Source organism: Streptococcus sp. Marseille-Q8145 (assembly GCF_965112035.1).
In genome coordinates this window covers 463,805-477,709 of the sequence record NZ_CBCOPQ010000002.1, presented here as the reverse complement: position 1 = coordinate 477,709, position 13,905 = coordinate 463,805, and the positions used below count along the sequence as shown (strand labels likewise).

The 13,905-nt window shown below is 44.7% G+C and carries 13 protein-coding genes; 2 read left to right on the top strand and 11 right to left on the bottom strand.

The window, feature by feature from the left end:
- Nucleotides 1-20: 20 nt before the first annotated feature.
- The 3 genes from ACWPVL_RS05785 to ACWPVL_RS05775 are packed head-to-tail and all read right to left on the bottom strand — an operon-like array spanning nt 21 to nt 3,368.
- On the bottom strand, nt 21-461 hold the full coding sequence (locus ACWPVL_RS05785; protein WP_454387521.1) for a GNAT family N-acetyltransferase: 441 nt from the start codon (nt 459-461) through the stop codon (nt 21-23).
- A gap of 14 nt (nt 462-475) precedes the next feature.
- Nucleotides 476-2,905 carry an ATP-dependent Clp protease ATP-binding subunit gene (locus tag ACWPVL_RS05780; RefSeq protein WP_454387519.1) on the bottom strand — a complete coding sequence of 810 codons (2,430 nt, stop codon included), beginning with the start codon at nt 2,903-2,905 and terminating at the stop codon, nt 476-478.
- 4 nt (nt 2,906-2,909) lie between these two features.
- Nucleotides 2,910-3,368 (bottom strand): CtsR family transcriptional regulator, encoded by a 459-nt coding sequence (locus ACWPVL_RS05775; RefSeq protein WP_454387517.1) that lies wholly within the window; start codon nt 3,366-3,368, stop codon nt 2,910-2,912.
- 285 nt (nt 3,369-3,653) lie between these two features.
- Between ACWPVL_RS05775 and ACWPVL_RS05770 the strand changes: the two genes are divergently transcribed.
- Nucleotides 3,654-4,004: a hypothetical protein gene (locus tag ACWPVL_RS05770; RefSeq protein WP_454387515.1), complete on the top strand. Its 351-nt coding sequence runs from the start codon at nt 3,654-3,656 to the stop codon at nt 4,002-4,004.
- Nucleotides 4,005-4,270: 266 nt separating this feature from the next.
- Nucleotides 4,271-5,143 carry a helix-turn-helix domain-containing protein gene (locus tag ACWPVL_RS05765; RefSeq protein ID WP_454387513.1) on the top strand — a complete coding sequence of 291 codons (873 nt, stop codon included), beginning with the start codon at nt 4,271-4,273 and terminating at the stop codon, nt 5,141-5,143.
- Nucleotides 5,144-5,252: 109 nt separating this feature from the next.
- Here the strand turns inward: ACWPVL_RS05765 and ACWPVL_RS05760 are convergent, their stop codons facing one another.
- The 8 genes from ACWPVL_RS05760 to ACWPVL_RS05725 form a co-directional block, all read right to left on the bottom strand.
- Nucleotides 5,253-7,364, bottom strand: a complete 2,112-nt coding sequence (locus ACWPVL_RS05760; protein WP_454387685.1) for an ATP-dependent Clp protease ATP-binding subunit — start codon at nt 7,362-7,364, stop codon at nt 5,253-5,255.
- A 431-nt stretch (nt 7,365-7,795) separates the two neighbouring features.
- Nucleotides 7,796-8,560, bottom strand: a complete 765-nt coding sequence (locus tag ACWPVL_RS05755) for an amino acid ABC transporter ATP-binding protein (protein ID WP_454387511.1) — start codon at nt 8,558-8,560, stop codon at nt 7,796-7,798.
- Between the two features lie 12 nt (nt 8,561-8,572).
- Nucleotides 8,573-9,259: an amino acid ABC transporter permease gene (locus ACWPVL_RS05750; protein WP_454387509.1), complete on the bottom strand. Its 687-nt coding sequence runs from the start codon at nt 9,257-9,259 to the stop codon at nt 8,573-8,575.
- Between the two features lie 3 nt (nt 9,260-9,262).
- Nucleotides 9,263-9,955, bottom strand: a complete 693-nt coding sequence (locus ACWPVL_RS05745; protein ID WP_454387507.1) for an amino acid ABC transporter permease — start codon at nt 9,953-9,955, stop codon at nt 9,263-9,265.
- A 21-nt stretch (nt 9,956-9,976) separates the two neighbouring features.
- Complete coding sequence (locus tag ACWPVL_RS05740) at nt 9,977-10,861, bottom strand: transporter substrate-binding domain-containing protein (protein WP_454387505.1); 885 nt, start codon at nt 10,859-10,861, stop codon at nt 9,977-9,979.
- Between the two features lie 15 nt (nt 10,862-10,876).
- Entirely contained in the window at nt 10,877-11,875 is a 999-nt protein-coding gene (locus ACWPVL_RS05735) for a uroporphyrinogen decarboxylase family protein (protein ID WP_454387503.1), read from the bottom strand.
- A 241-nt stretch (nt 11,876-12,116) separates the two neighbouring features.
- On the bottom strand, nt 12,117-13,166 hold the full coding sequence (locus tag ACWPVL_RS05730; RefSeq protein ID WP_454387501.1) for an LLM class flavin-dependent oxidoreductase: 1,050 nt from the start codon (nt 13,164-13,166) through the stop codon (nt 12,117-12,119).
- A 111-nt stretch (nt 13,167-13,277) separates the two neighbouring features.
- Nucleotides 13,278-13,808 (bottom strand): hypothetical protein, encoded by a 531-nt coding sequence (locus ACWPVL_RS05725; RefSeq protein ID WP_454387499.1) that lies wholly within the window; start codon nt 13,806-13,808, stop codon nt 13,278-13,280.
- Between the last annotated feature and the right edge of the window lie 97 nt (nt 13,809-13,905).

Below are 13,905 nucleotides of genomic sequence, written 5' to 3'. Positions count from 1 at the left end.
TGCTAAGTAAATCATCTTTTTTATGTATCCTGTCGAACCATCTCCGTTAGCCCCTGATCTCGGTAAAGCAGATCATTTCTAACTGAAAATCCCAGTTCCTGCCAAAAACGGTTGCCCAGTTCATTTCTTTCAAAAACGACCAGCGATACTTTATGGATACCAAGTCTTTTCACTGCTGACAAGGCCTGTTCGACCAGAGCTCTGCCTACTCCTTTTCTACGAAAATATGGATGGACAGCTGTATGATAAATGTACGCTCTACGTCCATCTGTGCCAACTAGAATAGCACCTATAAAGCTCTCCCCTTCCAAGGCAACCAGACAGGTCTCAGGATTGCGCTTCAAAAAGCGGGCAATCCCTTCTTCAGAGTCATCTAAGTTATTGAGCCCCATACCAGCGCAAGAGAGCCACAGCTGGTAAACAGAGGCATAATCCTTTTCTGTCATCACACGAATTTCCATTGCACACATCCTCCCTAAGCCATTTCAAATTTGAGTTGACCGCCTTTGACGCCAACTTTGAGCGTTTGACCAGCTGCCAAATCTCCAGTCAGGAGCAACTCAGACAGCTTGTCCTCCACCTGCGTCTGCAGGGTACGGCGCAGCGGCCGCGCTCCCATTTCTGGATCGTAACCTTCCTGAGCCAGTAATTTCAGGGCACTAGCTTGAAATTTAAGCACGATGCCTTGCTCTGCCAGACTCCCAATCAACGGTTGCACCATAATCTTGACCACTTCCTGCATATCCTCAGCAGACAGACTGTGGAAGACCACCTTTTCATCAATCCGATTGATAAATTCAGGCCGATAGGTCTTTTTCAATTCTTCCAGAATACGTTTTTCCATATTGGCCTGATCAAAGCGGATGTCACGCGCCCCAAAACCAACCGTCTTATCATCCCGCAGGGCCGTTGCCCCCAGATTGCTGGTCATGATAATGATGGTATTGGAGAAGTCCACCTTGCGGCCCTTGCTATCAGTCAACTGGCCGTCATCCAAGACCTGCAAGAGGACATTGAAAATATCTGGATGAGCCTTTTCTACTTCGTCAAAGAGAAGAACAGAATATGGACGGTTGCGAACCTTCTCCGTCAACTCGCCGCCTTCCTCATAGCCTACATAGCCTGGGGGCGCCCCGTTGAGACGACTCGCTGCGAATTTCTCCATATATTCACTCATGTCAAAGCGAATCAGGGCGGATTCATCATCAAAGAGAACTTCTGCCAAGGCCTTAGCCAGCTCAGTCTTTCCGACACCCGTCGGTCCTAAGAACATAAAGGAACCAATGGGGCGTTTGCCGGTGCGGATGCCCGATTGATTGCGACGAATAGCTCGGCTGACAGCCGAAACTGCCGCATCCTGCCCGATAACTCGTTTGTGTAGTTCTTTTTCCAAATTGAGATATTTTTTGGCATCTGTCTGAGTTAATTTCTGCACAGGAATACCTGACAAGCGACTGAGAGTCTCTAAGATATCCCCTGCTTCCACTTTCAGCTTGTAAACAGTTGACTCCTGCTCTTTTGCCAGTAGCTGGCCGACTTTTTTAAATTTTCCAGCCATCAAAGCCTGATCCACAGGCGTCAAATCCGACTGTTTATAATTCTGCGGTCCTTTATTCTGCACCGTTGCACTAGCTTCATCCAAAAGGTCAATGGCAGAGTCTGGCAAATGCTTGCTGGTCAGATAGCGATGAGCATACTTGACCGCTGTTTCAATGGCCTGATCACTAATCTGCACCTTGTGGTGATCCTCATAACTCTTTCTCAAACCCTGCAGAATAGCAATGCTGTCGGCCACAGTAGGTTCTTCAATAGTGACCTTGGCAAAACGCCGAGACAGAGCAGCGTCTTTTTCGATATGCTTCTGGTACTCTTCCTGCGTCGTAGCACCAACTGTCCGCAAGGTTCCCCGAGCCAGAGCAGGTTTCAGGATATTGGCCGCATCCAAGGTCGAATCAATCCCGCTGCCAGAGCCCATGATGGTATGCAGCTCATCGATAAAGAGGATGACATGGCCGTCTTCTTCGATGTCATTGATGATATTGTTCATCCGCTCTTCAAAGTCTCCGCGGAAACGAGTCCCAGCGACAACATTCATCAAATCTAATTCCAAGACGCGCATCTTGGCAAGCTCTGCCGGAACCTGCCCAGCTGCCACGCGTTGAGCCAAGCCTAGTGCCAAAGCAGTTTTACCGACCCCCGCATCACCGACAAGTACTGGATTATTTTTAGTCTTGCGGCTGAGGATCTGAAGCATTCGAGAAATTTCCTCATCCCGCCCGATAACTGGTTCCAGACGACCAGCCCGAGCCAGTTCTGTCAAATCCCGAGTATAGTCTTCCAGGCCACCGCTAGTTGAAGGAGGCATGCCCATCATATTCGCCATGGTTTGTTTGGCAGAGGCCGTGTTTTTATTTAGCGAGCGGATCGACTTAATTTCCTCTCTGCCCCAGCCAGCACGCTGCTCTAAAACCTTTCGTAAATCACTGAATCGAGGGGCTGAACTCTTATCATCACAGCCGAAACCTGCAGCTTCTAGCACACGAGCTGCCAAGGTCCCACGATCAAATAGCATGGCTAGGAGCAGGTGCTCTGTTCCTAGGCTTTTAGCGTGGACGGCCTCCGCAATCTGTCCTGCTTGAGCAAAGAGCTCCTCCAAACGGTGAGAAAAAGGCAATAAGTCAAAACCGCCTTGTTTTTGATACTCTTTTCCAGTAATGTCAAAGGCTGCTTCTTCCAGTTTATCCACTTCAATAGGGAATTCATTTAGAGCTGAGCCTGCCACGCTGTAGGGATTATTAGCCAGAGCCATCAGCACTTGCCACGATTCTAAATAATCTGTAGCAAAATGACCGGCTAAGAGCTGAGCCGCTTCCAAGCTTTCTACTAAAGCTTTTGAATAATTCATATTCTTAATTTCCTTTTCTATCTAATTGCTGCAAAATTTTCCGTAACATTCTAGCTCGAATCCTCGGAGCCTCTGCCCCCAGGACAGCATCGCTGGCACTCGCTAGGAGCAGCTCTCCCTCACGCTGGCTAATAATTTTTTCATCAAAGAGCAGCTGCAAAACATCTGAAAAAACTGGCTGGCTGAGCGACTCACCGACATTGGTCAACAAATCAGACAGCATTTGGTGCTGATCGGAAAATTCAATCTTACCAATCCTGATATAGCCACCGCCGCCGCGCTTGCTTTCAACGATATAGCCCCGACTCTCCGTAAAACGTGTCTTAATCACATAATTGATCTGACTCGGAACCACCTGAAAAACATCGGCTAACTCACTGCGCTTGAGCTCGACCATGCCCGCCTGCGCTAAAATTGTTTTGATATATTCTTCTATACTATCCGAGGTATTTTTGATGCCCATGATATACCTTTCTATCTGTTATATCTAAAAATAAGCATTCAAGTCTTCTCTAACATTGACTATCTTTGACTATTATACCGAAAAAATCTATTTTTTGAAAGAAAAAGAAGTCCCAGGAGACTTGAAAATATCTGATAATTCAGAGTAATGAAAAAGATTGACAGGCTGAGTAAATATGATTGTAATCGCTTGCTTTTTACTTTTAAAGACTTATAATAAAGGTGTGAAAGTGTGGTGTTTACACCATCAACCGTATCCAAACAATCATCAAAAGGAGGTTTTCCAATGAAAATAAATTGGCTCAACTATACCCATCATATACTTAGCTGCCTGTTTATCACTCTGAGTATCTTGACAATTTTTTCTGCCGAGTATGTCGTTTTCCCAACGAGCCTTCTTCTAGGCTGTCTCCTCATTCCTCTGCTCTTTGAGCAGCACTTACTCAGTCGCCGAATGACTTGGGGCCTCAGCGTTTTCTTTGCCATTCTTGCCTTTGCCCTTCTCTTTGTCATCAAAACCAATCATATCTCCCTTAGCTATCCAGCAACAACCCTTCTTCTTTTTGTACTAGCAAGCCTGAGTTTTTCAAACTCCTTTATCCTTCACAAACATAAAGAACAAAAAGCCGCTAGATAAAGCTATCCAATAAAAAGTGTGGAAGCAACATGAGTTCGAAAGAGCCATGGATTCCACACTTTTCTTATTCTATAAGGAGCTGGATGGTAGCCAAATACTCTTAAATGGTTCGTCCACACTGCCAGCCTAAACCAGACTTTCAGAAAATTTTCTTCTCTTTATTTTCCTACTTTCATTTTCTTTTTAATTATATTATAATAGTTGGCAAACACATTTTCTAGTCTAATTATTTTAAAAAATGATAGTATTCTACGAAGGAGGGCACTATGATGGATTTGGGGCAGTTGCACAAAACTACTGAGTATAAGAATCAAGGAACCCCCTATTCTCTGACGCGGACCATTACGGAAAACGGCCAGCCTGACATCCTTTTCCACTGGCACACCGATGTTGAAATCATTTACGTTCACGAAGGCAGTGCCCAATTTCATATCGACGATCATTATTTTAACAGCCACAAAGGCGATATTGTCCTGATTCGTCCCAATGCCCTTCACTCCATTCATCCGATTGAGCAGCAGCGCCACTACATGGATGCCATTAACTTTCACTTGGACTTAATGGGCTATTCGGCCATGGATCATGCTAGTATCCACTACCTACAACCTCTCTACAATGGCCAACTGGACTTTGTCCATGTCATCAAGCCGACTGATCAAGCCTATGAGGAAATTCGTCAATGCCTGCTGGCTACTATGGAAACGGGTTATTGCCAAAAGAAATACTATGAATTTCAGCTCAAGACCCAGCTCAATCAGCTCTTCTACTTGCTCTTTGAGAACGACTATATCGTTTCTAAGGAGCTATCTGCCGAGGGCTACCGCAAGGAAGAGAAAATTCGGTCTATCATCGACTATATCAATGAGCATTATCAGGAAGAACTCTCTATTGATCAGCTGTCTGGTATTTGCGGCTACAGTCCTACGCACTTCATGAATTTCTTCAAAAAACATCTGGGTGTTTCTTGCATTGAGTACCTAATCCAATTTCGCCTGCGCAAGGCTGCCGAGCTCCTCCAGCACTCTACTCTGTCGGTTCTAGAAATCTCCAGCCAGTCTGGTTTTAATAACCTTTCTAATTTCAACCGGCAATTTAAAAAATACTATCAAATGACACCCAGTCAATATCGAAGAAAATAAGAAAATCTCCAGTCAACTGATTGGAGATTTTTTATATGAATATGATTAATAAAAAAACGAACAGACTAAATATCTGTTCGTTTTACGGGATTTTGAAAGTTATAGGTAGTTATTCTGCTAATTTTTCACGGATCACCAAGGTTCCATCTTCCATATCAGCTGTCAAATGCTTAGCATCTAGATTATCCAAGTGGAAGTCAGTCACCTTGTCACGGATTTGTTGCTCGATAACTCTACGGAGTGGACGAACACCCATGACTTGGTCATAACCAGCGTCACGTAGGAATTCCTTAGCTGCATCAGATACTGCAAGATCAATTTCTTTTTTGCTCAAGGTTTGATTTACTTCAATCAGCATGAGATTGACAATCTCCATCAAGTCTTCTTTCTTGAGATGAGAGAACTCAATGACTGCATTGAAACGATTGAGGAACTCTGGGCGGAAATAATGTTTGAGTCGGTCCATTAGATCAGGCTTTTCTGCATCCTCTTCCAGACCTGCTTCATAGCCAAATCCTGCATTAGATGTCGCGATAATAACCGTGTTCTTGAAGTTGACTGTATTTCCTTGTCCATCTGTCAAGCGACCATCATCCAGAACTTGAAGGAGAAGGGTAATCACTTGTGGATCAGCCTTTTCAATCTCATCCAAGAGAATGATAGAGTATGGATTGCGGCGGACACGCTCGGTCAGGGTGTTGTTGTTATCATCATAGCCGACATAGCCCGCAGTCGTACCAATCAGCTTGGAAACGGCTGTACGGTCACTGTATTCAGACATATCCAGACGGATGATAGCATCCTTGGTACCGAACATATCTAGAGCTAGTTGCTTAGCCAACTCAGTCTTACCGACACCAGTTGGACCAACGAAGAGGAAGCTTCCGATCGGACGGTTGCCTTCGTCAAAGCCTGCACGGTTACGGCGAATGGCTCTCGCCACAGCTTCTACAGCCTTGTCTTGACCGATAACTTTAGCTTTGAGACGGTCATTCATGCCCTTGAGGCGCTCAATGTCGCTAGCCCCCATTTGAGATACCGGCACACCCGTCATCCGTTCAACAGATTCTGCTACATCGTTGACTGTCGCCGTTACCTTCATATCCTCTGTGTGGTTTTGAATTTTCTTTTCCAGCTCTTCAATGCGGGTCTTGGCATTCAGAGCTGCTTCATAGTCTTCTTTTTCAACAGCTGTTTCCTGCTTAGCCTTCTGCTCAGCAATCTCATGCTCAACTGCATGAACATCAGTCACTGGATGTTGGGCTGCCAAGTGGGCAGCAGTCACATCGACCAGGTCAATCGCCTTGTCTGGTAGGCTCCGTTGTGGAATATACTGAACTGAGTAGTCCACAGCCGCTTTCAGCACTTCATCCGGCAGGATAACATTGTGGTGCTTTTCGTACAAATCCCGAATACCTCGAAGGATCTGATAGGTATCCTCAGCAGACGGTGCGTTGACCTTGACTTCATTGAAACGACGAGCCAGAGCTGCATTTTTAAGGATAGTATTGCGGTACTCGTCCTGAGTAGTCGCCCCGATAACAGTCAGCTCACCACGAGAAAGCGCTGGTTTAAGAATATCCGCCAAGCCCTTAGAACCGCTATCTCCGCCAGTAGATCCTGCCCCCAGAATTTGATGAATTTCATCAAAGAAGAGGATAACATTGCCGGCTTCCTTGACTTCATTGACCAAGTTTTGGATATTTTCTTCAAAGCTACCACGATACTGGGTACCAGCTTCCAAGCCAGAAATATCAACAGAAATAATTTCCTTGTTCTTGATAGCCGCTGGCACATCACCATTAACGATAGCCTGAGCCAAACCTTCTACGACAGCTGTCTTACCAACTCCGGCATCTCCGACCAGAACCGGATTATTCTTGGTCCGGCGTGAAAGGATTTCAGCTGTTTCTTGAATTTCCTTATTGCGTCCAATGACTGGATCCAGCTTACCATCACGCGCTTCTTGAGTCAAATTGCGACCTAGCTTAGCCAGAATGCCATCTTGCTTAGGCCCATGCGCTCCAGCTTGCACATCCTGTTCGCCAACCACCTGACCAGGAAGCTTGCCAGTAGCTCGGTACTGAGCAAACTCTTCCGGTGTGACCTCTCTACCATTGATCAAGTAGCGTCGATGTTCGCTGTTGTAGCCACCCATGCGCCCCATGAGTTGGTTGAAAAGGTCGTCCATACTGTTAAAATTGTTGTAATTGTTGTTCATCATTTTTCCTCACTTTTTATACGTTTTATATCATTTTTTCATTTGCTAAAGTTTCAGATAAGAAATCTCTTTCTTACCTACTATACATTTATGTTCATATCGGAGATCTTCTCCTATCTATTATTTTACATAACTTATTCTATTTCCAAAAATTAAGACTCCTTCAGTCTCTTGTTTTATGGATGAGTTGGATCTATTTCAGAAGAATATGATGTTACATAATTTTTAATCCTCCCAAAAATAATCGCCTACTGGCTATATCCTCATCTTCTGAATAAATTCTGTGTAAACTTTTTGTTTACAGTTGTAATTATACATCCTTTTTTCCCCCTTGTCAATAGATTTTAACAAAAAATTTACATAATTTTTAAAAAGTCAAAAAACTTCCCCCACATAGAAATGTGAAGAAAGCTTCTCTATTTTGATACAAGTTAAATCATATACTCTACACTATAGCTGGCATCCGACAGAATGCGAGATAGAAACTGCTTAGTTCGCTCTTCTTTGGGACTAGTGAAGAATTCCTGCGGAGGATTTTCTTCGATGATGTGACCTCCGTCCATAAAAATGACATGGTTGGCCACATCACGGGCAAAGCTCATCTCGTGGGTCACAACGACCATGGTCACTCCCTCCTGAGCCAGCTGTTTCATGACACTGAGAACTTCACCGACCAGTTCCGGATCTAGAGCCGAAGTTGGTTCATCCAGCAGGATGACATCTGGCTTGACAGCAATGGCGCGGGCAATCCCGATCCGCTGCTGCTGGCCGCCTGATAGCTGCGAAGGATAGTAGTCCTTGTAGGCCAAGAGGCCCACACGCTTCAAGGCATCTTCCGCAATCTCAAGCGCTTCTTCTCGCGGTATCTTACGAGCGATTACTAAGCCCTCTAAGATATTTTCAAGGGCTGTTTTATTGGCAAAGAGATTATAATGCTGGAAGACAAAGGCTGTTTTTCTACGAATTTCCAAAATCTCCTTTTTGCTAAGTTTAGCCAAATCATAGTCCTTACCAGCCAAAGTCAGCTGGCCGCCATCCGCTTTTTCTAAGTGATTCAGACAGCGCAGAAATGTTGTTTTACCAGAGCCTGAGGGACCAAGAATTACCACAACGTCGCCTTGATTGACCCTGAGACTGACATCTGCCAGCACCTGGGGCTCTCCAAATCGTTTGGAGATATGTTTTACTTCTAACATAATCTTTCCTTCCTAAGCAAGAGCGTAGCGCTTTTCCAAGCTTCTAAACATCCACTGAATCAAGCCACAGATAATGAGATAAATAACAAAAATCACTAAGTAAGACTCTGAATACTGATATGAATGAGAGGCTTCAACCTTGGCCAAAGCAGTAATATCTTTCACTGTCATGACAAATACCAGTGAGGTCCCCTTGACTAGATTGATAACCAGATTGGCCAGATTGGGCAGGGCAGAGCGCAATGCCTGAGGAAAAACAATCCTCCGATAGGCTTGAAAATTCGTTAAACCAATCGCTTGAGCTGCTTCTAACTGTCCTTTATCTACTGTCAAAATAGCAGAGCGCAAGATTTCCGATAAACTCCCTGTTGTCATCAAGCTATAGATGATGAAAGCATAGTAAAGCGGATTGAACTTAAAGACATCTACCTGACTGCCTAGACTTTTGAAAAATTGATTCAGCAAGCTAGGAAATAGACTGTAGAAAAAGAGGATAAGTAAAATGGGTGGCGTCGCCCGAATGAAGGCCAGATAAACTACCGAAAAGGTCCGCACACCTCGAACTTTATAAATCTGACCTAGAGCCAAGAGCAGAGCCGGAATAAAGCTGAGTAGAATAGCCACCACCATAATAATCAGGGTTATCGGTATGCCTTTCAACGTTACCAGAAAGGTATTTACAATATAATTCAAATCCATGCTTTACCTCTCTTTGATTGTCAGACTTTTTTCCAGAAGCTGGGAAGCCAGCGAAACCACTAGGGCAATCCCCCAATAAATCAAGGCCACCGCTGTATAGGTTTCGAGGGAATAATTGCCCAGATTCCGGCTGATGAGATTTTGTCCCGCTCCCATGACATCAACTGCCCCAATCGTATAGGCCAGCGCAGCATCCCGCATGAGATTAAGAAAGGCGGTAGTCAGATTGGGCAGGGCAATACGAAAAGCTTGTGGCAGAATGATCCGCAGAAAAGTCTGCACTGATGTCAGGCCAATACTGAGACCTGCCTCAGTCTGTCCCTTGGGAACAGCCAGATAGGCCGCCTTGAAGACTTCTGCAATCATGGCCGCAAAGAGCAGAATCATAGTAATGATGACAAATACGGTCCGTGACCAATTATTGATATCTAGTCCCAACCACCATTTTAAAAACTCTGGAATGCCATAGAAGACCAAGAAGAGCAAGACAATAGGCGGTGTACACCGAAAGATAAATATATATCCTCTAGCCAGACCAGCAAAAGTCTGCTCCTCCACAACCTGAGCCCAGGCCAACAGACCACCTAGCAAGGAGCCAATTAAAACCGTCACGAACATAATCCATAAAGTAGTCGGCAAGGCCTGTAACAAACCAGGCAGTAGGCCAAAAACACGGGACAAATCATAAGCGACCATACGGTCTCCTTTCTCCAGCTTTTAGTCTTTATCTACATAAGAAAAGACATCTTCACCAAAGTATTTTTCCGATAATTTAGAGAGTGTCCCATCTTTTTCTAGCTCTTTAATAGCCTTTTCATAGGCTTTGGCAAACTCTTCATCCTTTTTATCTTTATGAATGAGTGGATAAGTAGGGATACCCTTATAAGGGAACCAGCTCAACTGGTCCGCATACTGATGATAGGAACCTGCCTTGTCTGTGACAGCTTTTTCAAAGGACAATTTGATATCAAAGAAGGCGTCGTAGCGTCCTTCCAAGACCCAGGCATAAGCATCCGCTATCTGAAAAGACTCTGCTGCGGTCAGCTCAATTGGGCTAGCACTGTGCTTTTTGTTGTACTCTTCAATCACCGTCCATTGGGCATTCTGTGGTGAAATCGGCACCAATTTCCCTTTTTCTTTGGCAAAATCATCAATATTTTTAAATTTATTTGCATCCGCTTTTCGGATGGTAAAGCCGATGATACTAGCTCCGATAGGACTTTCTGGAATGATGAACTTCTTCGCCCGCTCTTCAGTGTACCAAGCTCCCTTGGTTCCGATATCATATTTCCCAGATTCCAAACCAATCAAAAGATCTTCGTCACTGGTGCCAGTATATTCGAACTGATAATCTAGCAATTTTTCATCAATGGCCTTGAGTACCGCTACTTCATACCCATCTGACTGGCCTTTTTCGTCCAAGAAGTCGTAAGGAACGTAGTTTTGCGTATGAGCTACTTTTAAAGTCGTGACCTTGTCATTGCCTGATGTCGCACTGCTCGCCTTGCTGGATGAAGCTCCCGTCAAGGTCCGTCCCAAATAAGTCGCAGCGACAATAGCAATCACAGCTACTCCACCGATAATCCATTTTTTCTTACTCATTCTTTTGTCTCCTTTTTATGCTAAACTCGCTGCTTGGCGAACCCACTCAATCCGCTCTGGATCAATATCGCTTGGGATGGTGCAGTCAGCCCCAATAATCAAAGCATCCTTACCAGCCTCTGCTATCAAGCGCTTAGTTTCATTTTGAATAGCTTCTTGGCTACCTGTGTAGAGCAAACCAGTCTTGCCATTTTCAAAACCACCGAGAACAGTGCGACCGCCAAATAATTTGCGACCTTCCGCCAAACTGATACCTTCTGGCCCCACTGCCCAGTTAATAACTTGAGCTGGATAATCTGTGAAAAGATGAACGTCATTTCGCGCGCCTTCGTAGCCACAAATATGCAGAATATTCACTCCGCCAGCTGCATTGGCTGCTTCCAGCACCGCTAATTCACTAGGAGCAATGAAAGCCTTATAGTCTTCAGCCGACACCCGCGCATCCTGAATGCTCTGAACGCTGAGGTAAATTCCATCCGCACCGGCTTCCTTGATGATCCGCTCTGTCAGAGCCGCAATATCTTGAGCAATCACATCCAGCACCCGCTTTGTCACTTCCGCATCCTCTGCTAGAAAATCTGCAATGATGTCATCTCCTCCAGCAACCTTGCCAACCAGCCATTTGAAGTAGGTCACCGGCACAAAAATATTGTAAATAGCAACCAAATCCTCTGTGAAGCCAGCCCTAATCTTTTGAACCAGCTCCACCTGCTCACTGATCCAAGGATGGTCAGCGCCTAACGGCTCGATACCTGCCAAGTCCTTGATAGATTGAACTTTTTTCAAGCGCTCATTCGGATAGGCAAAATAACCATCGCTCATCAGTTTGACAAAGTCTGGCTTGACTTCTGATAAAAATGCTTGATGGCCTGCCAAATTTTTATCAATAATAGTCTGATTGCCAAAACCAGCCAGCCACTCATCCTCGCTGGTAAAATGATGCCAGAAACCAACTGGCACTCGGTCAACTTTTTCCCCCTTAAAGGCTTTTAAAACCAACTCTCTTTTAGACATATCTTGCTCCTTTTCAATTTGATTGCTATTATCATATCACTGAAAAGTGAGCTTTCCAAATATATATTTCCTATCAGCCCGATTAAAAATATTTATAAGAGTAAATTAAAAAAGCTAGCTTTATCAAGGTTTTTCAGCTTTCTATGAAAAACTTGTTTTTCTTACTATTTTTAGAAAGGCAAGATATATATTTTCTATGGGAGAGATAGGCAATCTTTATCAAAAGACCTCTACTTCGATTTTACTTACCCTTAGCTGCAAAATACTCCCGCACAAGCGGTGCAACCTTGGTGCCAAAGAGTTCGATAGACTGGAGAACCTGCTCATGCGGAAGCGATCCCAACGGCAGATGCAACATGAAGCGGTCCAGTCCCAGCTCCTCTATCATCTTGATCAATTTCTGAGCGACCTTTTCAGGACTGCCGACAAACATGGCTCCCTCTGGTCCTACCTGATCTAGGTATTGCTCATAAGTCATCTCCCGCCAGTGAGGGCGGTCCTTGGAGATAGCATCCACTACCTGCTTGGTCGGATGGAAGTAAGTCCGGATCGCCTCCTCATTGTCCTCCATGACCCAGCCCCAAGAGTGGGCAGCGATCTTCAACTTTTCATCTGAGTAGCCACTTTCCTGCCCAATCCGGCGATATGCATCCAGCAGAGGCTTGAAGCGCTTAGGCTGTCCACCGATAATGGCATACGCAATTGGCAGGCCTTTCTGGGCGACCTTAATGGTGGACTCGACATTTCCCCCTGTCGCTACCCAAACTGGCAATGTTTCTTGCACCGCCCGTGGGTAGACTTCCCGATTGTCAATAGTTTGCGTCAGCTTTCCCTTCCAATTTAACCGCATCTCGGCACTGGCATAGAGGAGCAAGTCCAGCTTTTCATCAAAAAGCTCTTCATAATCCTTCAAGTTATAGCCAAAGAGCGGAAAGGACTCGATAAAAGATCCCCGGCCAGCCATGACCTCTGCTCTGCCATTTGACAAAGCATCAATCGTCGCATACTGCTGGTAGACTCGAATAGGATCCAAGCTCGACAGGACACTGACAGCACTGGTCAGGCGAATCTTCTCCGTCTTGATCGCACCAGCCGCCAGCACAATCTCCGGCGCAGAGACCGCAAAGTCCTCCCTGTGATGCTCTCCGATGCCATACACGTCCAGCCCCACCTTGTCTGCCAGCTCAATTTCTGCTACCAGCTGCCGAATGCGTTCATCATGACTGTAAATCTGCCCAGTCGCTTCCAGAGCAGTTGTTTCACCAAATGTTGAAATTCCTAATTCTACCATTCTGTTTCCTCGCTATCTCTTTTAGTTTTTAGGGCATTTTATCACTAGTTAGTTCTATTTTCAATGAATTTGCTCATTAGAAAAAGCCTAGATGAACTAGACTTTCTTAGTTTATTCTACCTGTAGTTTATTGTCTTTCAATGTTAACTTCGAGTTTTCTGTCAATTCTGTTTGTTCAAAAGTGTAAATCGTCTCACCCTTTGTATCAATCATGTACCAGGCTTGGTCTTTACGGACAACCAGGGCAAGCTCCGTACTATTTGTATCCTCGTTTTTGACAGACAAAGGAAAGGCCTTGTCCACACCTTCCAGAGCTACTTTCTCCCCTGTTTTTAATTCTACTAGGTAGTGTACTCCATCCTTGGTACCAAAACTGTAGTCCGCATTAATCTTTGTGTGGCTATCGTAGTCTTTCATTTGAATGGAAGTTCTATCTATACCTTCAAATGTCTTTTTAAATTGTTCTTTCTGCTCTTCAGCTTTCTTTTGATCTTGAGACTGAATCGTCTCTTGCACTGCAGCAATCCGTTCCATGTTTTGCTTTTTCGCTTGTCTCTCCTGATGGATCAAAACTGTCCGGATTAAGAAAGAACTAGATAAGGCGATACCAACCAGCAGAGCAATAATGTTTTTTTTCTTCATTTTCTTCTCCTCATAAAAAATTAAAGCCAAGCAAACATACTCCTCACTCAAGTATACCAAGAGAGAGCAAAAAAGTCTAGATGAACTAGACTTTCTT

Bases quoted from the DNA above. Each gene is read 5' to 3' on its own strand.
- ACWPVL_RS05730 (WP_454387501.1), bottom strand. From the start codon at position 13,166: ATGGTAGAATTAGGAATTTCAACATTTGGTGAAACAACTGCTCTGGAA.
- ACWPVL_RS05750 (WP_454387509.1), bottom strand. From the start codon at position 9,259: ATGGATTTGAATTATATTGTAAATACCTTTCTGGTAACGTTGAAAGGC.
- ACWPVL_RS05770 (WP_454387515.1), top strand. From the start codon at position 3,654: ATGAAAATAAATTGGCTCAACTATACCCATCATATACTTAGCTGCCTG.
- ACWPVL_RS05740 (WP_454387505.1), bottom strand. From the start codon at position 10,861: ATGAGTAAGAAAAAATGGATTATCGGTGGAGTAGCTGTGATTGCTATT.
- ACWPVL_RS05755 (WP_454387511.1), bottom strand. From the start codon at position 8,560: ATGTTAGAAGTAAAACATATCTCCAAACGATTTGGAGAGCCCCAGGTG.
- ACWPVL_RS05785 (WP_454387521.1), bottom strand. From the start codon at position 461: ATGGAAATTCGTGTGATGACAGAAAAGGATTATGCCTCTGTTTACCAG.
- ACWPVL_RS05735 (WP_454387503.1), bottom strand. From the start codon at position 11,875: ATGTCTAAAAGAGAGTTGGTTTTAAAAGCCTTTAAGGGGGAAAAAGTT.
- ACWPVL_RS05765 (WP_454387513.1), top strand. From the start codon at position 4,271: ATGATGGATTTGGGGCAGTTGCACAAAACTACTGAGTATAAGAATCAA.
- ACWPVL_RS05725 (WP_454387499.1), bottom strand. From the start codon at position 13,808: ATGAAGAAAAAAAACATTATTGCTCTGCTGGTTGGTATCGCCTTATCT.
- ACWPVL_RS05780 (WP_454387519.1), bottom strand. From the start codon at position 2,905: ATGAATTATTCAAAAGCTTTAGTAGAAAGCTTGGAAGCGGCTCAGCTC.
- ACWPVL_RS05760 (WP_454387685.1), bottom strand. From the start codon at position 7,364: ATGAACAACAATTACAACAATTTTAACAGTATGGACGACCTTTTCAAC.
- ACWPVL_RS05745 (WP_454387507.1), bottom strand. From the start codon at position 9,955: ATGGTCGCTTATGATTTGTCCCGTGTTTTTGGCCTACTGCCTGGTTTG.
- ACWPVL_RS05775 (WP_454387517.1), bottom strand. From the start codon at position 3,368: ATGGGCATCAAAAATACCTCGGATAGTATAGAAGAATATATCAAAACA.